Source organism: Microvirga sp. GCM10011540 (assembly GCF_042650665.1).
In the GTDB taxonomy this organism is placed as follows: domain Bacteria; phylum Pseudomonadota; class Alphaproteobacteria; order Rhizobiales; family Beijerinckiaceae; genus Microvirga; species Microvirga lenta.
This window is the reverse complement of the sequence record NZ_JBHSBQ010000025.1, coordinates 85,708-107,336: the sequence shown is the minus strand read 5'-3', so window position 1 is coordinate 107,336 and position 21,629 is coordinate 85,708. Positions and strand designations below refer to the sequence as shown.

General features: G+C 66.5%; 23 protein-coding genes. 14 read left to right on the top strand and 9 right to left on the bottom strand.

The genetic code is table 11. The features are described from left to right. Positions 1-149: 149 nt before the first annotated feature. The 10 genes from ACFOYU_RS10250 to ACFOYU_RS10205 all read left to right on the top strand — a co-directional run bounded on the left by ACFOYU_RS10250 (position 150) and on the right by ACFOYU_RS10205 (position 11,084). Entirely contained in the window at positions 150-530 is a 381-nt protein-coding gene (locus tag ACFOYU_RS10250) for a hypothetical protein (RefSeq protein WP_377033432.1), read from the top strand. Positions 531-681: 151 nt separating this feature from the next. Then, on the top strand, positions 682-1,917 hold the full coding sequence (locus ACFOYU_RS10245) for a potassium channel family protein (protein ID WP_377033431.1): 1,236 nt from the start codon (positions 682-684) through the stop codon (positions 1,915-1,917). Positions 1,918-1,920: 3 nt separating this feature from the next. Next, positions 1,921-4,590: an NAD-dependent epimerase/dehydratase family protein gene (locus ACFOYU_RS10240; RefSeq protein ID WP_377033430.1), complete on the top strand. Its 2,670-nt coding sequence runs from the start codon at positions 1,921-1,923 to the stop codon at positions 4,588-4,590. A gap of 10 nt (positions 4,591-4,600) precedes the next feature. After that, complete coding sequence (locus ACFOYU_RS10235; RefSeq protein WP_377033429.1) at positions 4,601-5,416, top strand: SDR family oxidoreductase; 816 nt, start codon at positions 4,601-4,603, stop codon at positions 5,414-5,416. Positions 5,417-5,431: 15 nt separating this feature from the next. Continuing rightward, positions 5,432-7,225 carry a glycoside hydrolase family 15 protein gene (locus ACFOYU_RS10230; RefSeq protein WP_377033428.1) on the top strand — a complete coding sequence of 598 codons (1,794 nt, stop codon included), beginning with the start codon at positions 5,432-5,434 and terminating at the stop codon, positions 7,223-7,225. Between the two features lie 142 nt (positions 7,226-7,367). Then, entirely contained in the window at positions 7,368-7,748 is a 381-nt protein-coding gene (locus ACFOYU_RS10225; protein ID WP_377033427.1) for a hypothetical protein, read from the top strand. Between the two features lie 175 nt (positions 7,749-7,923). Further along, positions 7,924-8,256, top strand: coding sequence for a four-helix bundle copper-binding protein (locus ACFOYU_RS10220; protein WP_377033426.1), 333 nt, complete (start codon positions 7,924-7,926; stop codon positions 8,254-8,256). A 96-nt stretch (positions 8,257-8,352) separates the two neighbouring features. Beyond that, positions 8,353-9,825: a calcium-binding protein gene (locus ACFOYU_RS10215; RefSeq protein WP_377033425.1), complete on the top strand. Its 1,473-nt coding sequence runs from the start codon at positions 8,353-8,355 to the stop codon at positions 9,823-9,825. Between the two features lie 155 nt (positions 9,826-9,980). Next, entirely contained in the window at positions 9,981-10,523 is a 543-nt protein-coding gene (locus tag ACFOYU_RS10210) for a DUF305 domain-containing protein (RefSeq protein WP_377033424.1), read from the top strand. A gap of 108 nt (positions 10,524-10,631) precedes the next feature. Further along, positions 10,632-11,084, top strand: a complete 453-nt coding sequence (locus tag ACFOYU_RS10205; protein ID WP_377033423.1) for a DUF305 domain-containing protein — start codon at positions 10,632-10,634, stop codon at positions 11,082-11,084. Between the two features lie 290 nt (positions 11,085-11,374). On the opposite strand, the gene ACFOYU_RS10200 is transcribed toward ACFOYU_RS10205, so the two are convergent. The 6 genes from ACFOYU_RS10200 to ACFOYU_RS10175 form a co-directional block, all read right to left on the bottom strand. Then, positions 11,375-12,133 (bottom strand): MauE/DoxX family redox-associated membrane protein, encoded by a 759-nt coding sequence (locus ACFOYU_RS10200; RefSeq protein ID WP_377033422.1) that lies wholly within the window; start codon positions 12,131-12,133, stop codon positions 11,375-11,377. A 147-nt stretch (positions 12,134-12,280) separates the two neighbouring features. Then, positions 12,281-12,505 carry a heavy-metal-associated domain-containing protein gene (locus tag ACFOYU_RS10195; RefSeq protein WP_377033421.1) on the bottom strand — a complete coding sequence of 75 codons (225 nt, stop codon included), beginning with the start codon at positions 12,503-12,505 and terminating at the stop codon, positions 12,281-12,283. 609 nt (positions 12,506-13,114) lie between these two features. Next, positions 13,115-13,321: a heavy-metal-associated domain-containing protein gene (locus tag ACFOYU_RS10190; RefSeq protein ID WP_377033420.1), complete on the bottom strand. Its 207-nt coding sequence runs from the start codon at positions 13,319-13,321 to the stop codon at positions 13,115-13,117. A 21-nt stretch (positions 13,322-13,342) separates the two neighbouring features. Beyond that, positions 13,343-13,567, bottom strand: coding sequence for a hypothetical protein (locus tag ACFOYU_RS10185; protein ID WP_377033419.1), 225 nt, complete (start codon positions 13,565-13,567; stop codon positions 13,343-13,345). A 74-nt stretch (positions 13,568-13,641) separates the two neighbouring features. Next, positions 13,642-14,523: a manganese catalase family protein gene (locus ACFOYU_RS10180; RefSeq protein WP_377033418.1), complete on the bottom strand. Its 882-nt coding sequence runs from the start codon at positions 14,521-14,523 to the stop codon at positions 13,642-13,644. An 84-nt stretch (positions 14,524-14,607) separates the two neighbouring features. Then, positions 14,608-15,012, bottom strand: coding sequence for a four-helix bundle copper-binding protein (locus ACFOYU_RS10175; RefSeq protein WP_377033417.1), 405 nt, complete (start codon positions 15,010-15,012; stop codon positions 14,608-14,610). A gap of 201 nt (positions 15,013-15,213) precedes the next feature. On the opposite strand from ACFOYU_RS10175, the gene ACFOYU_RS10170 reads away from it, so the two are divergent. The 4 genes from ACFOYU_RS10170 to ACFOYU_RS10155 all read left to right on the top strand — a co-directional run bounded on the left by ACFOYU_RS10170 (position 15,214) and on the right by ACFOYU_RS10155 (position 19,670). After that, positions 15,214-15,525 carry a metal-sensitive transcriptional regulator gene (locus tag ACFOYU_RS10170; RefSeq protein WP_377033416.1) on the top strand — a complete coding sequence of 104 codons (312 nt, stop codon included), beginning with the start codon at positions 15,214-15,216 and terminating at the stop codon, positions 15,523-15,525. A gap of 772 nt (positions 15,526-16,297) precedes the next feature. Continuing rightward, complete coding sequence (locus ACFOYU_RS10165) at positions 16,298-18,778, top strand: heavy metal translocating P-type ATPase (protein WP_377033489.1); 2,481 nt, start codon at positions 16,298-16,300, stop codon at positions 18,776-18,778. Positions 18,779-18,791: 13 nt separating this feature from the next. After that, entirely contained in the window at positions 18,792-19,277 is a 486-nt protein-coding gene (gene cueR, locus ACFOYU_RS10160) for a Cu(I)-responsive transcriptional regulator (protein ID WP_377033415.1), read from the top strand. Positions 19,278-19,547: 270 nt separating this feature from the next. Then, positions 19,548-19,670, top strand: coding sequence for a hypothetical protein (locus tag ACFOYU_RS10155; RefSeq protein ID WP_281401746.1), 123 nt, complete (start codon positions 19,548-19,550; stop codon positions 19,668-19,670). Between the two features lie 254 nt (positions 19,671-19,924). On the opposite strand, the gene ACFOYU_RS10150 is transcribed toward ACFOYU_RS10155, so the two are convergent. The 3 genes from ACFOYU_RS10150 to ACFOYU_RS10140 all read right to left on the bottom strand — a co-directional run bounded on the left by ACFOYU_RS10150 (position 19,925) and on the right by ACFOYU_RS10140 (position 21,581). After that, a complete protein-coding gene (locus tag ACFOYU_RS10150) occupies positions 19,925-20,053 on the bottom strand; it encodes a hypothetical protein (protein WP_377033414.1) in 129 nt (42 codons plus the stop codon). Between the two features lie 137 nt (positions 20,054-20,190). Continuing rightward, a complete protein-coding gene (locus ACFOYU_RS10145; protein ID WP_377033413.1) occupies positions 20,191-20,427 on the bottom strand; it encodes a DUF2933 domain-containing protein in 237 nt (78 codons plus the stop codon). A gap of 149 nt (positions 20,428-20,576) precedes the next feature. Next, entirely contained in the window at positions 20,577-21,581 is a 1,005-nt protein-coding gene (locus tag ACFOYU_RS10140; protein WP_377033412.1) for a beta-propeller fold lactonase family protein, read from the bottom strand. Positions 21,582-21,629 lie beyond the last annotated feature (48 nt).

The window sequence follows — 21,629 nt, the reverse complement described above, 5'->3', positions numbered from 1 at the left end:
CATTATCGGCTCTCCAACGGTCCGACATTGCGCTGGATCAAATGCCCTCCACTTTCGGCCGGGCCGGTCGCAGGAGGCCCCATGGGCCAGGCCCTGGAACCGGTCGGCGGTGGGGCCGTTGGGCCCATAACCCTGCAATGGATGGTGCCTTGCCCCGCCTGCCCCGCCTCATGCTGAGCTGCCTCATGGTCGCGATCCTTTCCATCGCGCTCGTGGGCACGGCTTGGCACGGCGCAGCCCAGGCCGGCACCTCTGCCCCGCACACCCTCAGCGCCTCCGAAGGGCACCAGCACATGGGGCAGCCTCAGGCCGGGGACAAGCACGCCGCGGCAAGCAAGCACGCCACGCCGGGCAAGGCCCATGCGGCGGGCCAGGGCTGCTGCCACCCCGCCTGCACCGCGGCGGTCATCCCCTGCCCGGCCGGCACCGCGCCGGCCGACCGGCTCGCGGCGGCCCTGCGGATGAGCCGCGACAGGGAGCCAGGGTCCAGCGCCCCGTCCGGCCTCGACCGTCCGCCCAAGCACGCCTGAGCCCGCGCGCCCGCACCTGCCTCCGCAGCGGGACCCCGCGCCCACACCCGGCTTGGTGCACGGCACGGCCGGGGAACTCCACCCCAGCGGCTGAACCGGAAAGATCCGGCTTTGGCGGTTCTGCTCCTCACCAGGGGCCGGAAGGATGTTCATGAGCAGTTGGCTTCTGCCGCTTCTCGGCGCCAGCTTGGTACTGGGTGCCATGGCCGACGTATTCCTGACGGTGCTTTATGCCCGCGGCGGGGTTGGCCTCATCAGCCCCTCCCTCAGCAGCGGATTGTGGCAGCTGTTCCGGCGCGCGGCGGGGCTCCTGCGCCATGAGCACAGGGGCTGGCTATTGTCGTTGACCGGCCCCACGCTGCTGGTGGCGATGGTGCTGACGTGGGCCTTCCTTCTGGCGGCTGGCTTCGCCCTGATAGCGTGGCCCGGGCTTGGAACCGGCATCCAGGCGAGCCAAGGCCCGACTCCCACCGACTTCTGGGCTGCGCTCTACTACAGCGGTTTCAACCTCACCACCCTGGGGGTCGGCGACTTGGTGCCCAAGACCAGTTTCTACCGCATCCTCGCCGTTCTTGAGGCCGGCATCGGCTTCTCCGTCTTCACGCTCACGCTGACTTATTTTATGTCCGTCTACAGCGCCCTGATCCGGCGCAACACACTGGCCCTGTTGCTGGATCAGATGTCCGGCGGCAGCGGCGACGCGGCGGAGCTGCTCGCGCGCCTTGGAGCCGGCGGGGACTTCGGTCCGGCGCGCCCGGAGGTGACGACCATCGCCACCGAGGTGCTGTCGCTCCTTGAAGCCCACCACTCCTATCCTGTCCTTCACTATTTCCGCCGGCGGGAGCCGGCTTTCGCCATGGCGCGGGTTGCTCTTGTGGTGCTGGACGCCGCCAGTCTGGCGCGGAGTGCCTTGGACCCGAAGCATCACCGGTCATTCGTCCGCTCCGCATCCATCCAGGCGCTCTGGGGCAGCGGCCTGCAGCTTCTCGCCGGCACTCAGGGCTTCGTGCCTCGGGAAGGGTCCCGGCAGAACCGCCGGGACAGGGGATCGCAGGCTGCGGGCGACGAGCATCGCTGGCGTGCACGTTTCGCCGCGGCGGTCCGGCGCCTTCAGGAGGAGGGCACCGTCGCTTCGGGCAGCCCAGAGGCGGGTGCTGACGAATATGTGGCGCATCGGCGGCTGTGGAACCAGGAGATTTGGGGGCTGGCCCGGTACATGGATCACGAATGGGCTGAGATCGCCCCGCATGAGACGCGCCTGGCATCCGCGGATGCACCGGGGCGGACGCCACAGGTCGAGCCAGCAGGCACAGGCGGCATGGACCCTGAGGGGTCGGGCCGGGTAGCCGCTGGCCGCAGTCCCACTGACACGCTGAATGGAGAGTGACCCATGCCCGAGAACAAGGACATCGTAGTTCTGACCGGCGCGACCGGCTTCATTGGCCGTGCCCTCATCAAGCGATTGGCGGATCGCTACACCGTGGTCGCCCTCGACCGGGCCGGTCCGCCGGATCCGCCCGCCCCGGCCCATGCCGTCGACTTCGACCTGGGCTCCGACGAGAAGATCGCGGCCGCACTTGACGAGATCCGGCGCCGCTTCGGCAGCCGCATCGCATCGGTCGTGCATCTGGCCGCCTATTACGACGTCTCGGGCGAGCCGAACCCGCTCTACGACAAGGTCACGGTGCAGGGCACCCGCCGTCTGATCGACGGGTTCCAGGCGTTCGAGGTCGAGCAGTTTGTGTTCGCCAGCACCATGCTGGTCCACAAGCCGACCGACCGTCCGGACGAGACGATCAACGAAGGCTCACCCATCGAGCCGTCCTGGGCTTACCCCGAGTCGAAGGTGCGCACGGAAGCCATGCTGCGGGAGCGCCACGGCGGTATTCCGGTCGTCTTCCTGCGCATCGCGGGCGTTTACGACGATGTCGGCCACTCGCCCTTCATCGCCGAGCAGGTGGCGCGCATCTACGAGCACCGGCTCATCGCCCACTTCTACCCCGGCATGCTCTGCGCGGGACAATCGTTCGTCCACATCGACGACCTCGCCGACGCCTTTGCCCGCCTCGTCGACCGCCGGCGGGATCTTCCCCCGGAGCTGCCCCTCCTCGTCGGTGAGGCGGAGGCGCTCGGCTACGCCGAGGTGCAGAACATCATTGGCGAGGCGATGCACGGCGAGGACTGGACGACGGTCCGGATCCCGAAGTCGCTGGCGGCGGCGGGCACATGGGTCCAGAGCGAGGTGCTGGGCAGCGACGAGTTCATCAAGCCCTGGATGGTCGAGCAGTCGAGCAACCATTACGTGCTCGACATCACGCGGGTGCGCCGGCTTCTCGGATGGGAGCCGAAGCACTCCCTGCGGAACACGCTGCCGAAGATGGTCACGGCGCTTAAGCGCGACCCCACCGGCTGGTACAAGACGAACAAGCTCAATCCGGCACTCGTCGCCTGGTACGGCCAGCGCCCGTCGCAGGCACTACCGACGGAGCATGGAACCGGGCCGCAGCCCCCCGGGCCGGCGAAGGCCCATGCGGCGCATGATCACGCCGCCATGGGGCACGGCAAGGCTCCGGCCCCGGAGCCTGCGGCGGCGAAGGAGCCCCACGCGGGCCATGGCGGGATGCCGGCTTCCGGGGGACACGACCACATGGCGATGATGGAGGAGGACGCCGGCCGCACGCGCTGGGCCCACTTCGCCAACATGGGCCTGGGCCTGTGGCTCGCGGCGAGCCCCCTCGTCTACGACGCGGTGACGAGCGAGTCGGTGGGCGCGGCCGTGCGGGCGGTCACGGCCGAGCGCGGGCTGCCGTCGGTCGAGTGGCGGGCCGGCGTCCTGATGGCGAGCGACGTCGTCAGCGGCCTGCTGATCGCGGTGTTCGGCGCGCTGTCGCTGTCAAGGCGCACGGCCTGGTTCGCGCAATGGGCCAATGCCTTCATCGGGATCTGGCTGCTGTTCGCGCCGCTGCTGTTCTGGAGCCCGAGTGCGGCCCAGTTTCAGAACGATCTCTTGGTTGGATCCCTGGTGATCGTGTTCGCGGTGCTCGTGCCGATGATGCCGGGCATGAGCATGGCCGGCATGATGGACCCGAAGGTCGTGCCGCCGGGATGGACCTACTGCCCCTCCACTGGGGCGCAGCGGCTGCCCATCGCCGCCATGGGGCTCATCGGCCTCCTGATCTCGCGCATGCTCACGGCCTACCAGCTCGGGCACGTGGATTATGCCTGGGAGCCGTTCTTCCTGGGCAACCCCGCCGATCCGCGCAACGGCACGGAAGAAATCATCACCTCGGACATCTCCCGGGCTTGGCCAATCCCGGACGCGGGGCTGGGCGCGGTGAGCTATGTGTTGGAGATCCTGATGGCGGTGATGGGCACCCGCGACCGCTGGCGCACCATGCCGTGGATGGTGACCTTCTTCGGCATCCTGGTGATCCCGCTCGGGGTGGTGAGCGTCTACTTCATCATCATCCAGCCGATCATGATCGGAACCTGGAGCACGCCGGCGCTCATCGCCGCATTGGCGATGCTGGTCATGATCCCGTTCGCCCTCGACGAGGTGATCGCGATGGGGCAGTTCCTCTACTGGGCGCACCGGCAGGGCAAGCCGCTGCTGCGCACCTTCTTCCGCGGCGACGCCGTGGATGGCGGCCGGGAGGACCGGTCCGACAACCTGTCCAGCCCGGCCAGGTTCTGGACTGACACGACGCGCGGCATCACCCTGCCGTGGACGCTCGGGCTCACGATCCTGATCGGCGCCGTTCTGATGCTGACCCGGCCTCTGCTCGGCAGCTCTGGGGCAATGGCGAACAGCGACCACGTCGTCGGGGCGCTCACCATCACGGTGGCCATCATCGCGACCGCGGAGGTTGCGCGCCCGCTGCGCTTCTTCAACGTCCTGTTCGGCGCCTGGCTTGTCGTGGCGCCATGGATGCTCGATGGCGCGACGGGAACGGCCACCGCTGTCAGCATGGTCCTGGGTCTGGCGCTCGTGGGCCTGAGCCTGCCTCGGGGCCGGCGCACGGACGAACACTACGCCAGTTGGGACCGCTACATCATCTGAGGAGAGCCCTATGCCCGTCCACGTTCATCCGCCGCTGCGCGGCCAGAAGGCCCTCGTCACCGGCGCCAGCTCCGGCATCGGCGCCGGCATTGCCCAGGCGTTCGGCGCCGCCGGAGCGGCCGTCGGCGTCAACTACCGCTCCCACCCCGACGAGGCCGAACGGATCGTCGAAGCCATCCGCTCGACGGGCGGCGAGGCGGTGGCTCTCAAGGCCGACGTATCGAACGAGGACGAGGTCCGCGCGATGTTCCGTGCGTTCGGCACGACCTTCGGGCGCGTCGACATCCTGGTCGCGAACTCCGGCATCCAGCAGGATGCCGCCTTTGCCGGGATGACGCTGGACCAGTGGCGGCGGGTCATCGACGTCAACCTCACGGGGCAGTTCCTATGCGCCCGGGAGGCGGTGCGCCGGTTCCTGGCGCAGGGCCGCGACCCGTCGGTCTCCCGCGCCGCGGGCAAGATCATCTGCATGTCGTCCGTGCACGAGGTCATCCCCTGGGCGGGCCATGTTAACTACGCCGCCTCCAAAGGCGGCGTGATGCTGATGATGAAAAGCCTCGCGCAGGAGGTGGCCGAGATGGGCATCCGCGTGAACGGCATCGCGCCGGGGGCGATCCGGACCCCGATCAACCGCGAGGCCTGGGAAACGCCTGAGGCGGAACGCAAGCTGCTTGACCTGATCCCCTACGGCCGGGTCGGCGAGCCGGAGGACATCGCCAAGGCGGCCGTGTGGTTGGCCTCTGACGACTCCGACTACGTCGTCGGCACCACTCTCTTCGTCGACGGCGGGATGACCCTCTATCCCGGCTTCAGGGACAACGGCTAGCCAGGAGGAGCGTCCATGCCATCCCGCATTGAGGACTATGCGCTGATCGGCGACTGCGAGACAGCGGCGCTGGTCGCGCGCAACGGCTCCATCGATTGGCTGTGCTGGCCTCGCTTCGACTCGGGCGCCTGCTTCGCCGCCCTGCTCGGAGCCCCGGATCACGGCCGCTGGTTGCTCGCCCCGGCCGACCCGGCGCCGCGCGTGACCCGGCGTTATTGGGACGGGACGCTGGTCCTGGAGACCGACTACGAGACGGCCGGCGGCGCCGCCACGGTGATCGACTTCATGCCGCCCCGCGGCACGGCCTCCGACCTGGTGCGGATCGTCTTCGGGCGCTGCGGCCAGGTGGTGATGCGGACCGAGCTGGTGCTCCGGTTCGACTATGGCTCCGCCGTGCCGTGGGTGACGCGAACGGAAGACAAAACCGTGCTGCAAGCCGTCGCTGGTCCCGACCTCGTCGTGTTGCGCACGCCGGTGCCGGTGCATGGCGAAGATCTCAGGACCGTCGCGGAGTTCACTGTCTCGGAAGGGCAGACAGTCCCCTTCGTCCTCTCCTACGGCCTCTCCCACCTTCCGCCTCCCAAGGCGATAGACGCGCTGGCTGCCCTGCGTGACACGGAGGCGTTCTGGCAGGAGTGGTCAAGCCGGTGCCAGCACACAGGCCCGTGGCACGACGCCGTACTGCGGTCGCACATCACGCTCAAGGCCCTGACCTACCGGCCTACCGGCGGCATCGTGGCGGCGCCCACAACATCCCTGCCGGAGCAGCTCGGCGGCCCCCGCAACTGGGACTACCGCTTCTGCTGGCTGCGCGACGCCACCCTGACGCTCCTGTCGCTGATGGAGGCCGGCTACAGCGACGAGGCCGAGGCGTGGCGGGAGTGGCTCCTGCGCGCCGTGGCGGGCAGCCCGCGGCAGATGCAGATCATGTACGGGATCGCCGGCGAGCGGCGTCTCGACGAGTGGGAAGCGTCCTGGCTTCCGGGCTACGAGGCCTCGGGCCCGGTCCGGATCGGCAACGCCGCCTACGGGCAGCGCCAGATCGATGTGTTCGGGGAGCTCATGGACGCCCTGTACCAGGGCCGCCGCCGCGGGCTTCCGGCGCTGGGGGCCGGCTGGGCGCTGCAGCGCAAGCTGGCCGCCCACCTCGAAGGCATCTGGGACCAGCCGGACGAGGGCATCTGGGAGGTGCGCGGCGGGCAGCGGCACTTCACCCACTCCAAGGTGATGGCCTGGGTGGCGTTCGACCGGATGACCCGCAGCGCGGAGGAGTTCGGGCTGGAGGGGCCCGTTGACCGGTGGCGGCAGCTCCGGCGCCGGATCCATGACGAGGTCTGCCGCAACGGCTTCGACCCAGGGCTGGGCAGCTTCGTGCAGTCGTACGGGTCCAGGCACCTCGACGCGAGCCTGCTGCTGCTCCCCCTGGTGGGCTTCCTGCCGCCGGGCGACCCCAGAATCCAGGGCACGGTCAGGGCCATCGAGCAGCGCCTCCTCATCGATGGCACCTTCGTTCTCCGTTACGACACGGCAGAAGCGGCGGACGGCCTGCCGCCGGGTGAGGGGGCCTTTCTGGCCTGCAGCTTCTGGCTGGTGGACAACCTTGTCCTGCAAGGGCGCCGCCAGGAGGCGCTCGGGATGTTCGAGCGCCTCCTGGCCCTGCGCAACGACGTCGGGCTGCTCGCGGAGGAGTACGACCCCAGGGCCGGCCGGCAGGTTGGCAACTTCCCACAGGCGTTCAGCCACCTCGCGCTGGCCAACAGCGCCAGGAATCTCGCCTTGGACGGCCAACATGCTGCCCAGCGCGCCTGACGTCCATGAGGGGAGAGATCCCAACAGCGTGGACCACGCCAAACCCGTGGCGCCGACGGCGAATGTGAAGCACAGGCGCGGCGGCACCGGAACCGGTCGGCGGTGGGGCCGTTGGGACCATAACCCTGCAATGGATGGTGCCTTGCCCCACCTGCCCCGCCTCATGCTGAGCTGCCTCATGGTCGCGATCCTTTCCATCGCGCTCGTGGGCACGGCTTGGCACGGCGCAGCCCAGGCCGGCACCTCTGCCCCGCACACCCTCAGCGCCTCCGGAGGGCACCAGCACATGGGGCAGCCTCAGGCCGGGGACAAGCACGCCGCGGCAAGCAAGCACGCCACGCCGGGCAAGGCCCATGCGGCGGGCCAGGGCTGCTGCCACCCCGCCTGCACCGCGGCGGTCATCCCCTGCCCGGCCGGCACCGCGCCGGCCGACCGGCTCGCGGCGGCCCTGCGGATGAGCCGCGACAGGGAGCCAGGGTCCAGCGCTCCGTCCGGCCTCGACCGTCCGCCCAAGCACGCCTGAGCCCGCGCGCCCGCACCTGCCTCCGCAGCGGGACCCCGCGCCCACACCCGGTCGCCGGCTGTCGCACAACAGCTCCGCATCCAGGTGCCATCCCCACGAACGGCTCGGCAAGCGTTTCGGCGTCCCCGCAGCCCTGCCGTGATTCATACGGACGCCTCCAGCCAAGGAGACAGACATGCACCAGATGTCCCCTGCGATGCAGTCCTGCATTGATGAATGCCTGCGCTGCTACCAAGCCTGCTTCGGCATGGCGATGACACACTGCCTGGAACAGGGCGGCAAGCATGTGGAGCCGGGCCATTTCCGGCTGATGATCGCCTGCGCGACCATCTGCAGGACTTCGGCCGATTTCATGCTGATGAACTCGCCGCACCACACGCACACCTGCCGCGAATGCGCTGAGATCTGCGAGGAGTGCGCCCGCTCCTGCGAGGAGGTCGGCGACATGCAGGACTGCGTGGACGCCTGCCGCCGGTGCGCCGAGAGCTGCCGGCGAATGGCTGCTTAAGCCGATGGCGCGGGCCCGGGAACGGGGCCGCTGAACGTAATCAACCCCTTCAGCCCGGACCTACGGATCATCCCGGGCATCACAGGATAATGTCAGATGGCGAAAAAAGCACACCACACCTTCGAGCCCTCGCACTCGCGCGGGGCAACCTCTGAAACCTTTGGCGATGTGAACCTGTACATCGGCCGGGGACATCAGGACCTTTATCGGGGAACGGCGCTCCAGGACCTCGTCTTCGGGCGCGGCGGCTCCGACTTGCTGCGCGGCGGCCGCATGGATGACGACCTGCTCGGCGGCAAAGGTGATGACAACCTGCGGGGCGGAGCCGGAATGGACCACCTCGACGGCGGCCGCGGGGACGACCGCTTGATCGGCGGCCTTGAAGCCGATGCCCTCCGGGGCGGTGACGGGGACGACTACCTCGACGAAGGGGTCGGCCACGGCGATCTGGAAGGCGGCACAGGAGACGACACCCTGGTGGGAGGCTCCGGCGGCGACGCCTTCGTAATCTCCCCGGACAGCGGCCACGATGTCATCAAGGACTTCGACGCCGGCCCCGGCATGCTTGATCACCTGGCGATCCGCGACATCGAGCCGGAGGACCTGCACTTCGAGGACACGGAGCAGGGCGTCCTGATCAGCTGGAACGACGGCGCGGGCTCCGTCCTGCTCGAAGGCGTCAAGAAGACCGAGCTGGCCCAGGACGACTTCATGTTCGCCGCCGACCGCAAGGTCATCCAGCCGACAAGCGCCGATGCCGAACAGGTCACCGCGGTGGAGTTCATCAAGAACGAGGGTGAGGCGCTCACCCCTCCGTCCCTCGGGGCGGACGAGCGCCCCGATGCCTGGTTCCGCTTCGACGACTTCAACATCGAGTTCGGCGACGCCCAGGACGACACGCTGCTGGGCACGGCGAAGCGCGACTACCTCGTCGGGCTCGACGGCGACGACCAGCTCTCCGGCAAGGGAGGTGACGACGACCTGCGCGGCGGTACGGGCGGCGACACCCTCGTCGGCGGCGACGGCATGGACCACCTGAAGGGCGAGGACGGCGCCGACCATCTCTTCGGCGGCGCAATGGCCGACTCCCTCATGGGCGAGGCCGGCGACGACGTCCTTGCGGCGGGTGCCGGCCACGACATGCTGGAAGGCGGCATGGGCGATGACACCCTCGACGGTGGCGACGGAGCCGATGCCTTCATCGTCTCCCCCGACAGCGGCAACGACGTGGTGGTGGGCGGCTTCGATGCGGGTCCGGGCGCCTTCGACCACATCGCGTTCCGTGACATCGCTCCTGGTCAGGTCACCGTGGAGGATACCACGCGGGACGGCGGAACGGGCGTCCTCGTCAACTGGAACACCGACGCGGACGCAGCCGCGGACGGCTCGATCTTCCTGGTCGGTCTGTCGAAGAACCAAATGGCCCAGGATGACTTCATGTTCAATGCAGACGATGCCAGGGAGGGCGGTTTCATCAGCGACGACGCCATCACCTACAATGGGTCCTTGCTGATCTTCCAGGATGAAACCGTCTCATCGTCCAGTCCGGCCGGCTACTACATGCTGTAGCCGGATCTCCCCTGAAGCAGCCGGGGGCGGGATCTGCCCCCGGCACCCACCAAAGGGTCGGCACAGCCGACGCCGCCTGTCTGCGATGGGCCTCCACGCCACGGTTGGCGCAGCATGGCGGCTTATCATCCGTGAAAACTTGAAGGAGAACTATCATGAACACCCGTATTCTTCTTGTCCTGAGCGCCGTCGCGTCTATCGCCGCGTCGGGCGCGATGGCACAGCAGAGCCAGAGCGGCACGACGTCGGGTCAGTCGCAGCAGACGACCATCGAACTGCCGGCGGCGTGTCGCACGGCGGCCCAGGCCAGCGTCCAGGGTGACACGATGCAGAAGATGCAAGACATGCAGCGGAACATGTCCCAGACCATGCAGAGCGGCATGCAGGGCATGATGGGTCAGATGAACGAGACCCAGAAGGGCCTGCATGAGGCCATGATGGGCATGAACAATCCGATGATGACGGGCATGATGGCGAAGGACCCGGATGTAGCATGGGTCTGTTCCATGATCCCGCACCATCAGGGCGCCATCGCCATGGCCCGAGCCGGCCTGAAGGGTGCCGACAACGCCGAGTCCAAGAAATTGGCGGAGAAGACCATTGAGGAAAATGAGAAGAGCCTGAAGGAGCTGGTCGCATGGGCTGAGAAACACGCCCAGAGCGAGAACAAGAATGAGGCGACCGGCTCTACGAAATAGCTACGCCGCTCTGTGCAGCTGGTGGCTGCGATGCTCCGCTACAAGGATTGGAGCATCTGGCCACCAGCTGAAAGGCCCACACGAATAGGTGATGAGGAGGACAGGACAATGCCCAAATACATACGTTTCGGCGCTATGATTATGACATCCACACTCGTGATGTTCGGGCTGATGTACCTAAACGTGTATAGTTTCGACCATGCCTTCTTCAGCGAGACAAGAGCCTGGATGGCGCTGGTCATGGGTGCGACTATGGCTGTGATCATGCTAGCCTTCATGCTCGGCATGTACTCGAACACCAAGGCCAATCTTGCCATCTTCATCGGCAGCGTGGCGGTGTTCGCTGTAGCCCTCTACCTTGTGCGCAGCCAGGACACGGTTGAGGACGTCGCCTGGATGAAGGCGATGATCCCGCACCACTCCATCGCAATCCTGACCAGTGAGCGGGCGAACATCACGGATCCGCGCGTCAAGGCGCTTGCTGAACAGATCATCAGCTCCCAACGCAAAGAAATCGACGAGATGAAATCCCTCGTTCAGGAATTGGAACGAGCTCAGTAAGTGCGAGGCTGCCAGTGCCTCGTGAATGCCAACATGTTGGATCTAATCGAAGAGAATAGGTGATGCAGGACAACCCCTAAAGATGCCTGCGTCACCGATTGAACGGAGCGGCGACAAACTTGTGCTGATGCCCACACGGGGACGGGTTTCCCAATCCTTTTTTCTACGGTAGCCAACTGTTGAGATACAAGATCTCGTCCGCTTAGGACAGTGTCGCCAATGACGGCAAGAATGAAGCTTGCAGTACCGCGACGGAGATATCCAACTGGCCATCACGATGCGTCTGGGACTTACATGTGTCGCACCGCCATCCACAGCGCCATCATGACCATCATGAGGTTTTCGGTTAGAGACACGAAGCCAAGCGGAACCTTACTTGCACCGCCGACGCATGCGCATTTGATTTCACGCTTGTCGATATAGACCGCCTTGAACACCGAAACGGCACCTATGCTGCCTATGAAAAGTGCGACGGGGATTGACAACCAGTTGAGCGCTCCGGCGGTCATGAGGACGCCCGCGAGTAGTTCCGCATAAGGGTAAACGTAGGAATAAGGGACAAACCGCCGAGCCAAGAGATCGTAGCCCAGAAACATCGACGAGAAGCTCTCCACGTCCTGGAGCTTTAATAGTGCCAAGATACACATGCTGAAGGCAATGAACCATTCCGCAGCTTGAACCGTGGCAAGATTCCCGAGGGTTGCCCAACTGGTGGCGAGCGCCATCAGTGCGGCGACACCGAAGACGACGACCACAGGCCGATAGGAAGTGGCGTTAGCTTCGTGGACGGTTTGGCCAAAGAAGCGCCGCAGATCGTCCCAGCCGCCGATCCGCTTGCCATCGATGAAGGTTTGCGGGGTCGTTCTGACGTCGTGCTCCGCCTTGAACGCGTCCTGCTCGGCGCGGTTCTTCAGCAGAATATCATTGACGGCATAGCCTTTCCGCTTGAGCAGGTCGACCGACTTCAAGCCGTAGGGACAGGTGTGTTCCGGCGTCACCATCCGGTAGATAGTCGCTTGTTTGGACTGCTTGGCTTGGACGGTTTTCATGTTCGCAGCATCCATCCGTTTCAGTTGAGGCCAGCTTTGCTAATGAGCAAGACGAGACCACGGGGGTATAGAACCCCAAAACCTCGCTACGGCCGAGGTGCAGGTCCGACGGACGGCCGCGCCAGCCGTCGGACCGCGTCTGCTGGATCAGGCGTTGGCCGGCGCTTCGCTCGGCGTGTAGCCCGCCGCGGCCACGAGGTCCTTGACTGTCGCCAGGTCGGCGCCCCGAACCGAGACGAGTTTCGTAGCCGGATCCGCTTGTACCTGCGCTCCCTGGAGGCTGCTCTCGATGGCCTTCGTGATGGTACCCGCGCAGTGACCGCAGGTCATATCCTCGACCCGCACAGTCACGATCCCAGGCCCTTGCTGCATGACACCGGCCGTCTCTTGGGGCTGATGAGTTGAGCATCCGCACATAATCGTTGTCTCCTTGGTGTTGAACGACGCGAAGACCATGCACCTTCCCACGATGGCAAGGTCAAGCGGTTTTGTTCATGGCGTGAGGCGTCGTCCGGGTCTAGGCTCAGCCTGCATGTGGTTTGGTTGACAGCGCGGGAGCACACGGCGGATCCACCCGGGCGCGCGGAGGCGTTGAGCCAGGATCGCCCGGCCGCCGGTTGCCGGCAGCCCGACACTTCCGAGCAGGTCTGCACCAAGGGTTTCCAGGGTCGGACAGCCGCTTCCGTTGCGACGCCGGATCACAAGTGGAGCGTGGGCAGCTCCGGCTCAGGGCAGCGGCAACCTCGGCGGTGGCTCGGGCACGCAACCCAGCTCGCGGCGTTGTCCGACCCTGGGGCTCTGCCCCACCTCGGGGACGACATCCGCGTTCGGGCGCCTCACGGCGCTGCGGTCGTAGACCCGCTCCCGGCGCCGCCGCAGCCGCAGAGCACCGACCGATCCGGAGTTGGCTTCCAACCGGGAGCGGGTTGCATCGTACCGGCTTGGGCCACGGTCCGGCTTCCGGACGCCCATTCCGCCCCCTTAGTCGCGGACCTCCTCCACCCCGTAGCCCGCGCCGTCGATAGCGAAGATCACCATCTGCGAATCCGCCGAGGCGTCGACGCGAACCTCGCCTGTCTTGGCGTTGGCCTCCACGGCCGTATCCTCGCCGAGCTGCTTCTTGATGGCCTGGGTGACGGATTTCTCGCAGCCTCCGCAGGTCATTCCTGTCACTTTGTAGGTTCTCATCAGAGATCCCTCCCCCCAGGATTAAGGCGCTCCCTTCAGCGCAAGCCTTGCCAGCTCGGACGCCGTCTTGCGGATCTCGTCATCCGCATAGTCGCTTGCGCTGGTTTGCGCGGGCGAAACTGCAGGCTCCAGGAGCTGATCCCCCTCCACGGGAAAAGTGTAGGAGCGGCCATCCGGGGTGAAGGTCACGATGATGCTTCCCTCACCCTGCTCAAGTCGAAAATCGTCGGTCTTCGGAGACGCCATGCGTCAACTCCCCTTCTCACACGACAGGGTCGGCGGCGCCGGTTCCAAACCACCGCCGACGGCTGCTCAAGGCCTCACTCGGCGGCCGATGGGGGCACCGGCGTGGGGGGTGTGCCGTAGGTGCGTGGGTCCACCGGGTTGAGCTGGCCCTCGTCCTCCGTGTAGGCCGGCGGGCGATCCACGTAGGCGAATGTGCCCTTTCCATCCGGCGACGGGCCATTGGCCCAGCGGCCCTGCTGGCTCTCCGTGCCTTCCGAGTGATTGAGGAACTGGTAGGCCACCTCGCTCTTCTCCAAGTTCTGCGGGAAGTTGGACGGAACGGGCGTCGTCTCCAGCCCATCCTCTTCCAGCTCCTTGATCGCGGCGAGCCACTGGTTCTGGTGCATCGTATCGCGGGCGATGAGGAACGAGAGCATGTCCTTCACGGCCGTATCGTTCGTCATGTTGTAGAGACGGCTAACCTGAAGGCGGCCTTGGCTCTCGGCCGTCACGTTGAAGCGGAAGTCCGCGAGCAGGTTGCCGCTCGCGATGGTGAAACCAGCATTCCAGAGGTTGCCTGCGCTGTCCGTCGGGCGGGAACCAAGGCCGGAAACGATAAGATGCTGCGGGTTCATGCCGGCCACGATGGCATCCTCGACCCGGGCTCCGCCCATGACGGCTCCAATCACGGAGTTCTTCGCCATGTCCTCCTGTTGCTCCACCGGCGAGGTTTCGAGCAGCCGGGCGATCATGGTGGCGAGCATCTCGACATGGCCGATCTCCTCGGTGCCGATGTCCATGATCATGTCCTTGTACTTCTGCGGACCGCGGCAGTTCCAGCCCTGGAACAGGTAGGTCATCATCACGCTCATCTCACCCCACTGCCCGCCAAGCACTTCCTGAAGTTGCTTCGCGAAGATCGGGTCGGGCCGCTCCGGCTTTGCATGGTAGGCCAACTGGCGCTGACGGAAGAACATGAAGTCACTCCTGGGTTCGGGTAGCATGGGGCTCCGCTGCGGCAGCTGCGGAGCCCGTGTTGTATTGCGGCTGCCAAGCGGGTGTTACTGGGCCATGCTGCTGAGAGCTTCCTGGCAGGCCTGCTCGCAACGACGGCAGGACTCGGCGCAGATGCGGCAGTGCTCATGGTGGCCCGCGTGGCGGTCGCACTCCTCGGCACAAAGGCGGCAAGCGGTCTCGCAGGCCTCCAGCATGCGTCGGATCACCTCCTCGTTCGACCCCGTCCGGCGGGTGGCCACGGAGCCGGTGCCCGCGCACACGTCGGCACAGTCGAGGTTCAGCCGGATGCACTGCCTGAGCTGCTGCACCATGTCCTCCGCAAGGCAGGCGTCCGCGCAGGACGTGCAGACCTGGGCACAGGAATAGCACTCCTCGATGCAGCGGATCAGGGCGTCGTTGGTGCTGCCCTTCACCTCCGGATGCGTGCTGATGATCTGTTGTGCGTGCATGACTGTCTCCTTTGAAGGAATGAACCCCTCGTGGCGGTGGGGCGCGGCCGGACCCCCTGCTCGCGGGAGGCCCCAGGGGCCTGCGGGCATTCAGACAACGAGCTGACGCGGGCAGGTGCGAGACTAACATACGGGTGGGGGGTATGGTTCCGCCCAGATCGGCGTCTCAGGCGTTAGTGCCCCAGGAGGTGCTTGCGTACGATGTCAGGATCGAAGGAACGACACGGAGGCATTGCAGTCGATCACAGCCGACAGCTTCTCCGCCTGCGCCGCATTGAGGGCCAGGTGCGGGGCCTGCAGCAGATGATCCAGGACGAACGCTACTGCGGCGACGTGGTGGACCAGATCAATGCGACCGTAGCCGCACTGCGGCGGGTGCAGACGGACATGCTGCAGGACCACATCAAGGCCTGCGTCGAGGCGAGCATGTCCGGCGGGATTTCGGAGGACGAGCGCCGCCGCCTGACCGTTGAGATAGCCCGTCTCATGGCCAGCCTGGGACGGAGCCGCTGAGACGGCACATCCCGCCAGTGCCGCCCGGTCTTAGCGCCAGCGGTGATCTCCGCGACCCCATTTGCCGTCAGCTTGCCGCCCCAGCCGTCGCACTCGATCCTGAGGCGGATGCCCGCCGCACGGGCGCTGCGTTCGACCACCTTGGCAGACATGGGCATGGCGGATGGTTCAAGCAGGGTGGTCATGCCAGTCGCGCTCACAAGCCTGTAGCCGCTCTCAAGGCAGAGGTCTTCAACCGAACACTGGCGCGTGGGGCTCCGGCCCCAGGCGGGCACATCCCGCCGAGGCCGTTTGCGCAGGCGCCGGGTACCGCCCTAGACCTGGCCGAGTCGCCGCGCATGGTCCGGCGCCCCAGCAGCATCAGGGCTTCGCAGTCCTGAGCGCCTTGCCAGCTCGTGTCGCCGGCCAGCCTAGGCCGACCGATAAGAAGTAGCCGGAGCATCAAGGCGCGATGCCGGGACGGGCTTCGTGCGCCCGCGACGGTGAATGAACGGACACGCGGGTTCGCCGTTTGCCTCTCGGGGCTGGTCGGTTGCCACTGTCTGACCAACGCGCCCGGGTCAGGCGGTCACAGCCTTGTGTCGGTGCCGCCTCCGGGTGCGGGTCATTCCCTCCTGGCTTGAGCGTGCGAAGACCACCTGTTGACCTTCCTACGGTGGCAAGGTCTAGACCAGGTGCAAAGCAGTTCTCACAGGAGGCCACAGTGGCGAACCCAACCCAAGCGAAGCCACGTTCCACACCGGAGACGACGATTGACATTCCCGTTCAGGGCATGACCTGCGCCTCGTGCGTGGGACGGGTCGAAAAGGCGATCCGCGCCGTTGACGGCGTCGAGGCTGCCAACGTCAACCTGGCAACCGAGCGGGCTCATGTCACCCTGAAATCGGGCGTGACGAACGTGGTTCCCGTAGCCGAAGCCATCCGCCAGGTTGGCTACGAGCCCGTTGAGGAAACCGTGGACCTGAAGGTCGCCGGCATGACCTGCGCTTCGTGTGTCGGGCGGGTCGAGAAGGCGCTCAAGGCTGTCCCCGGTGTGCTTGAAGCATCGGTGAACCTCGCGACCGAGCGCGCGTCCATCCGGACCCTGGGCGGCGCGGGGATGGCTGCGGCTCTCATCGCCGCCATCGAACGCACCGGCTACGAGGCCGAGCCGGTGCGCAGCGGCACGGAGCAGACCGACCGCGAGCGCGCGGCGCGCGCGGCCGAGCTCACGTCCCTGCGCTGGTCGGTGATGCTGGCCGCAATCCTTACGGTGCCGCTGCTGGTGTTCGAGATGGGCGCGCACTTCTTCGAGGATATCCACCACTTCCTGGCGGCGCGGTTCGGCATGGACAACGTCCGGATCGCATCCTTCGCCCTCGCAAGCATCGTTCAATTCGGCCCGGGCCTGCGCTTCTACTCCAAAGGCTGGCCAGCACTGCTGCGCGGCGCGCCGGACATGAACTCGCTGGTGATGCTCGGCACCACCGCCGCCTACGGCTATTCCGTGGTTTCGACCTTCGCGCCCGGCATCCTGCCCGAGGGCACCGACTACACCTATTTCGAGGCCGGCGCGGTGATCGTCACCCTCATCCTTCTGGGTCGCTACTTCGAGGCTCGGGCCAAGGGGCGCACCAGCGAAGCGATCCGCCGCCTCATGACCCTGCAGGCCAAGACAGCCCGCGTTGTTCGCGATGGGCAGGAGGTTGAGGTTGGCATTGACGCGGTCCGACCCGGCGATATCGTTGCCGTCCGCCCTGGCGAGAAGGTTCCTGTCGACGGCGAGGTGGTCGAGGGCGCCTCCTACGTCGACGAGTCGATGATCACCGGCGAGCCGGTCCCGGCCCAGAAGGGCATGGGGTCCGGCGTGGTCGGCGGGACGATCAACAAGACCGGCGCCTTCCGCTTCCGCGCCACCAAGGTCGGCGCCGACACCCTGCTGGCCCAGATTGTCCGCACGGTCGAGGAGGCCCAGGGCTCGAAGCTACCGATCCAGGAGCTCGTCGACCAGGTCACGACCTGGTTCGTACCCGCCGTGATCGCCGCCGCCGCGCTGACCTTCGTGGCATGGTTGGTCTTTGGCCCGTCGCCCGCGCTCACCTACGCCCTCATCAATGCGGTGGCGGTCCTGATCATCGCCTGCCCCTGCGCCATGGGCCTCGCCACCCCGACCTCGATCATGGTCGGAACCGGCAAGGCCGCCGAGATGGGCGTCCTGTTCCGCCGCGGCGAGGCGCTCCAGGCCCTCAAGGACGCCGTCGTCATCGCTCTCGACAAGACCGGCACCCTCACCAAGGGGCGCCCCGAGCTGACCGACATCCAGGTTGCATCCGGCTTCGCCGAAGCTGATGTGCTGCGGCTGGTCGCCGCCGTCGAGACCCGTTCCGAGCATCCCGTCGCGGAGGCCATCGTGGCCGAGGCGCGCCGGCGTGGGCTCGATCTGCCCGAGCCGGCATCGTTCGAGGCGGAGCCTGGGTTCGGCGTGAGGGCCGAGGTCGAGGGACGCCGCGTCGAGGTCGGGGCCGACCGCCTGATGCGCCAGCTTGGCCTGGATGTCGCCCCATTCGCGGACGTTGCTGCACGCCTTGCCGACGAGGGCAAGACACCGCTCTACGCCGCGACGGACGGGCAACTGGCCGCCGTGATCGCCGTCGCGGATCCGGTCAAGGAGACCACGCCCGCCGCCATCAAGGCCCTGCACGGGCTGGGCCTGAAGGTTGTGATGATCACCGGTGACAACCGGCGCACCGCCGAAGCCATCGCCCGGCGGCTCGGGATCGACGACGTCGTCGCGGAGGTCCTGCCGACGGACAAGGCCGAGGTGGTGAAGCGCCTCCAGGCCGGCGCATCGGTCAGGGTCGCCTTCGTGGGCGACGGCATCAACGACGCGCCTGCTTTGGCGCAGGCCGACGTGGGCTTGGCCATCGGCACGGGGACGGACATCGCCATTGAGGCGGCCGACGTGGTCCTGATGTCGGGCGACCTGCGCAACGTGCCCAACGCCATCGCCCTCTCGAAGACGACGATCCGCAACATCCAGCAGAACCTGTTCTGGGCGTTCGGCTACAACGTGGTGCTCATCCCGGTTGCGGCGGGCGCGCTCTATCCGGTTTTCGGGATCCTGATGTCGCCGATCTTTGCCGGCCTGGCGATGGCGTTCTCCAGCGTCAGCGTGCTCACGAACGCCCTGCGCCTGCGCCGCTTCGTGCCGCCGCTTACGGCGGGCGAGACGACATCGCGGATGGAGCCGGACCGTCTGGCGCCGGCAGAATAAGGAGGAGGTGACCATGAACATCGGAAAGGCCGCCGAGGCCTCGGGGGTCTCGGCCAAGATGATCCGGTACTACGAGTCCATCGGGCTGCTCGCCAAGGCGGCGCGGCGGGAGAACGGCTACCGGGACTACGACGAGCGCGATGTCCACGACCTGCGCTTCATCAAGCGGGCACGGAACCTGGGCTTCTCGGTCGAGGCGACCGGCGAGCTTCTTGCTCTGTGGCGCGACAAGGGCCGCGCCAGCGCCGACGTGAAGGACTTCGCCATGCGGCATGTGCACGAGTTGGAGACCAAGATCTCGGAACTTCAGGCCATGACGCGCACCTTGCGCCATCTCGCAAGCCACTGCCATGGCGACGCGCGTCCCGACTGCCCGATCCTCGATGACTTGGCCACGCCGGGCGCTGGCGAAACGGATCAGGACGGGCAGGCCACTGGTGCACGGGCTCGTAAGCCCCGTGCTGCAGGAGCGCGGATCCAGTTCTCCGCCGCCAAGTGACGGCCTGATTCCGGCGAACGCGCCCTGTGGGTGTGATCGGCGTCGCCTGGGGCGCCCGGGGCTGCCATAGCCCCGCACCTCGTTGCAGTGCCAGATCTGCTCGGCCGTCAGCAGAGCCAAGGTTGCTGCGGCGCAAAGGCTTGGGCGCGAGGGGCCTATGCAAACCAGATTGGCTCAGGCTAGCTTCCCCATCGCGTGATCCGCTCACATCCGACCCAAGCACAAAGCCTTTAGAGGCGGGCTCATGCTCGGGAAAGGAGGTGAATTCGAATGTCGAACACACGCAAGATCGGTCGAGACGCTGGGAACGGCCAGTTCACTACGGTGAAGGAAGCCAAGGCAAAACCTAAGACCCATGTCGTCGAGACTATCAAGACGCCAAAGAAGCGCTAAGCGTTTCCTGGGTCGGACGGGGGCTGGGTCGGATCCAGCCTCCGCTTCCCTCTTATCTGGGCAACCCAGGCCTGAAGGCAACATCCCGCTCGACACATAGAACGGCCCGAGCCGAGGACGGTCACCCGGTAGCAAAGTACGGCCAAGGCTCAGGTCCCCCTGAACCTCCGCTGCCACCCCCTTCCCAGCCGTGATGCTGATGGGCGCAAACGTGGGGCCGGTTCGCTCGGCAGATCACGCCTTGGCAGGCCGGCTCAGATTACGCCTGCCAAGCGCGTCATGACAGCAGCCGTCAGGATCGCGATGAGCCCCCAGCAGGACCAGTAGGCCACGGGCTCCCACCAGGCATCCGGGGTGTCGGCCCGGCGATCCAGGCGGTCCATGTCGCACATGCCTCAGGGATGGGCCACGGCACCAACCAGCAGGAGCGGAATACGAAACCGGCCGAGTCCGGTCGGCTGCCAGCACCCCGAGCCCGAGGTGAACTCGGCCAACAGCAGGCGGCCGGGCCTGGCGACGGTCACTCGCGCCTTCCATGATGGTGGCCATGGCCTCCATGCATGAACAGGTGCATCAGCGGACACGCCAGCAGCAGCAGGTAGGGCAAGGCGGACAGGATGTGGCCCATGTGTGTCGCGAAAAGATAGACGCCGAGCGCAGCCAACGCGAGCGTGACGACCCAGCCCAAGGGAGTGCCGACTAGGCGTGTCCTCCACGTCTTGGGCGGCACTGGCGAAACCGATGGTGTGGTGCTCATGGAAGATCTCCCGATCCGGACGATGTTGATCTTAAGCTTCGGGCGCAAAGGCTGCCTTGATCTCGCTCAATGCCAGGATCGCGTCCGGTGGCGCCGGGCAAGCCTCGACGCCCGCCTGCCCGATTCGCCACCTGTCGCGGCGATGAGGTCTAGCGGGCTGCGACGCCGTTCGGTCCCTTTCCGGTCGGATAGGCCTTCCCCGCCGAGAGGCTGTCGAGATCAATCGCGGAGATGGTGTTCGCATAGGTGTTGGTGACGTAGGCGGTGCGGCCGGCGGGATCGATGACGACGCCGTGAGCCCCTTTGCCGACCGTCACATTCTTCGCCAGTTGGCCGGTCTCCAGTGCAACCACCGACACCCGGTCGTCTGGCTTCGCCGCCGAGCCTTGGTTCGCGACGAGGGCGGTCTTGCCGTCCGGTGTAACGAAAACCTGCACCGGCCCGCGCCCGACATTGGCTTTCCGCAGCACCTTGCGGGTGGCCACGTCGTCAATCGCGATTTTGTCCTCACCGTTGAGGGAAACCACGAGGGTACGGCCGCTCGGATCGAAGGCGACTTGGACCGGGCGCTGGCCGACGGCGACATGCTCAATGTTACCCGGATTGCGCGGGTCCACGAGCGAGGCCGTGTCGCTCTTCATGTTTGCAACAGCGAGCAGGTTGCCATCCGGCGACAGGCGCAGGCCGTGCGGATAGTTCTGCACGGCGACGCGCTGGGCGACCTTGCGGGCGGCAAGGTCCACCACCACCACCGAGCTGGTTTCGGCGTCGCTCAGGTAGGCGAAACGCCCTTGGGCGTCGGGGACCACGTGCGCCGGATGCCCTCCAACCGTCACGACATCCGGCGCGGCTGGCGCGCTGCCGGACACATCCATGAGAACGAGCTGGCCACCGCCCGATTGGCCATGGCCAGCGTGACCGCCAGACCCGCCCGCCGGCATGCCGGTTGCCAGCAGCAACCGGCCATCCGGGGTGATGTCGACGTTATGCGGCGAGATCGGGATCGGGACCGTGACGGTCTTGGAGGTCTCTGTATCGATGATGGAGACGCTCTGCCCGTTCTCGTTGGCGACGAAGATCGTGTCGGCCTGGGCGCCGGTGGCGCCAAGCGAGACCATGAGAGCGAGTGTGGTCTGGGTTGTGCGTGCGAACATCGCATTGTCTTTCTGAAATTTGGTGGGGTGGCCTAAGCGGTTTTCCCG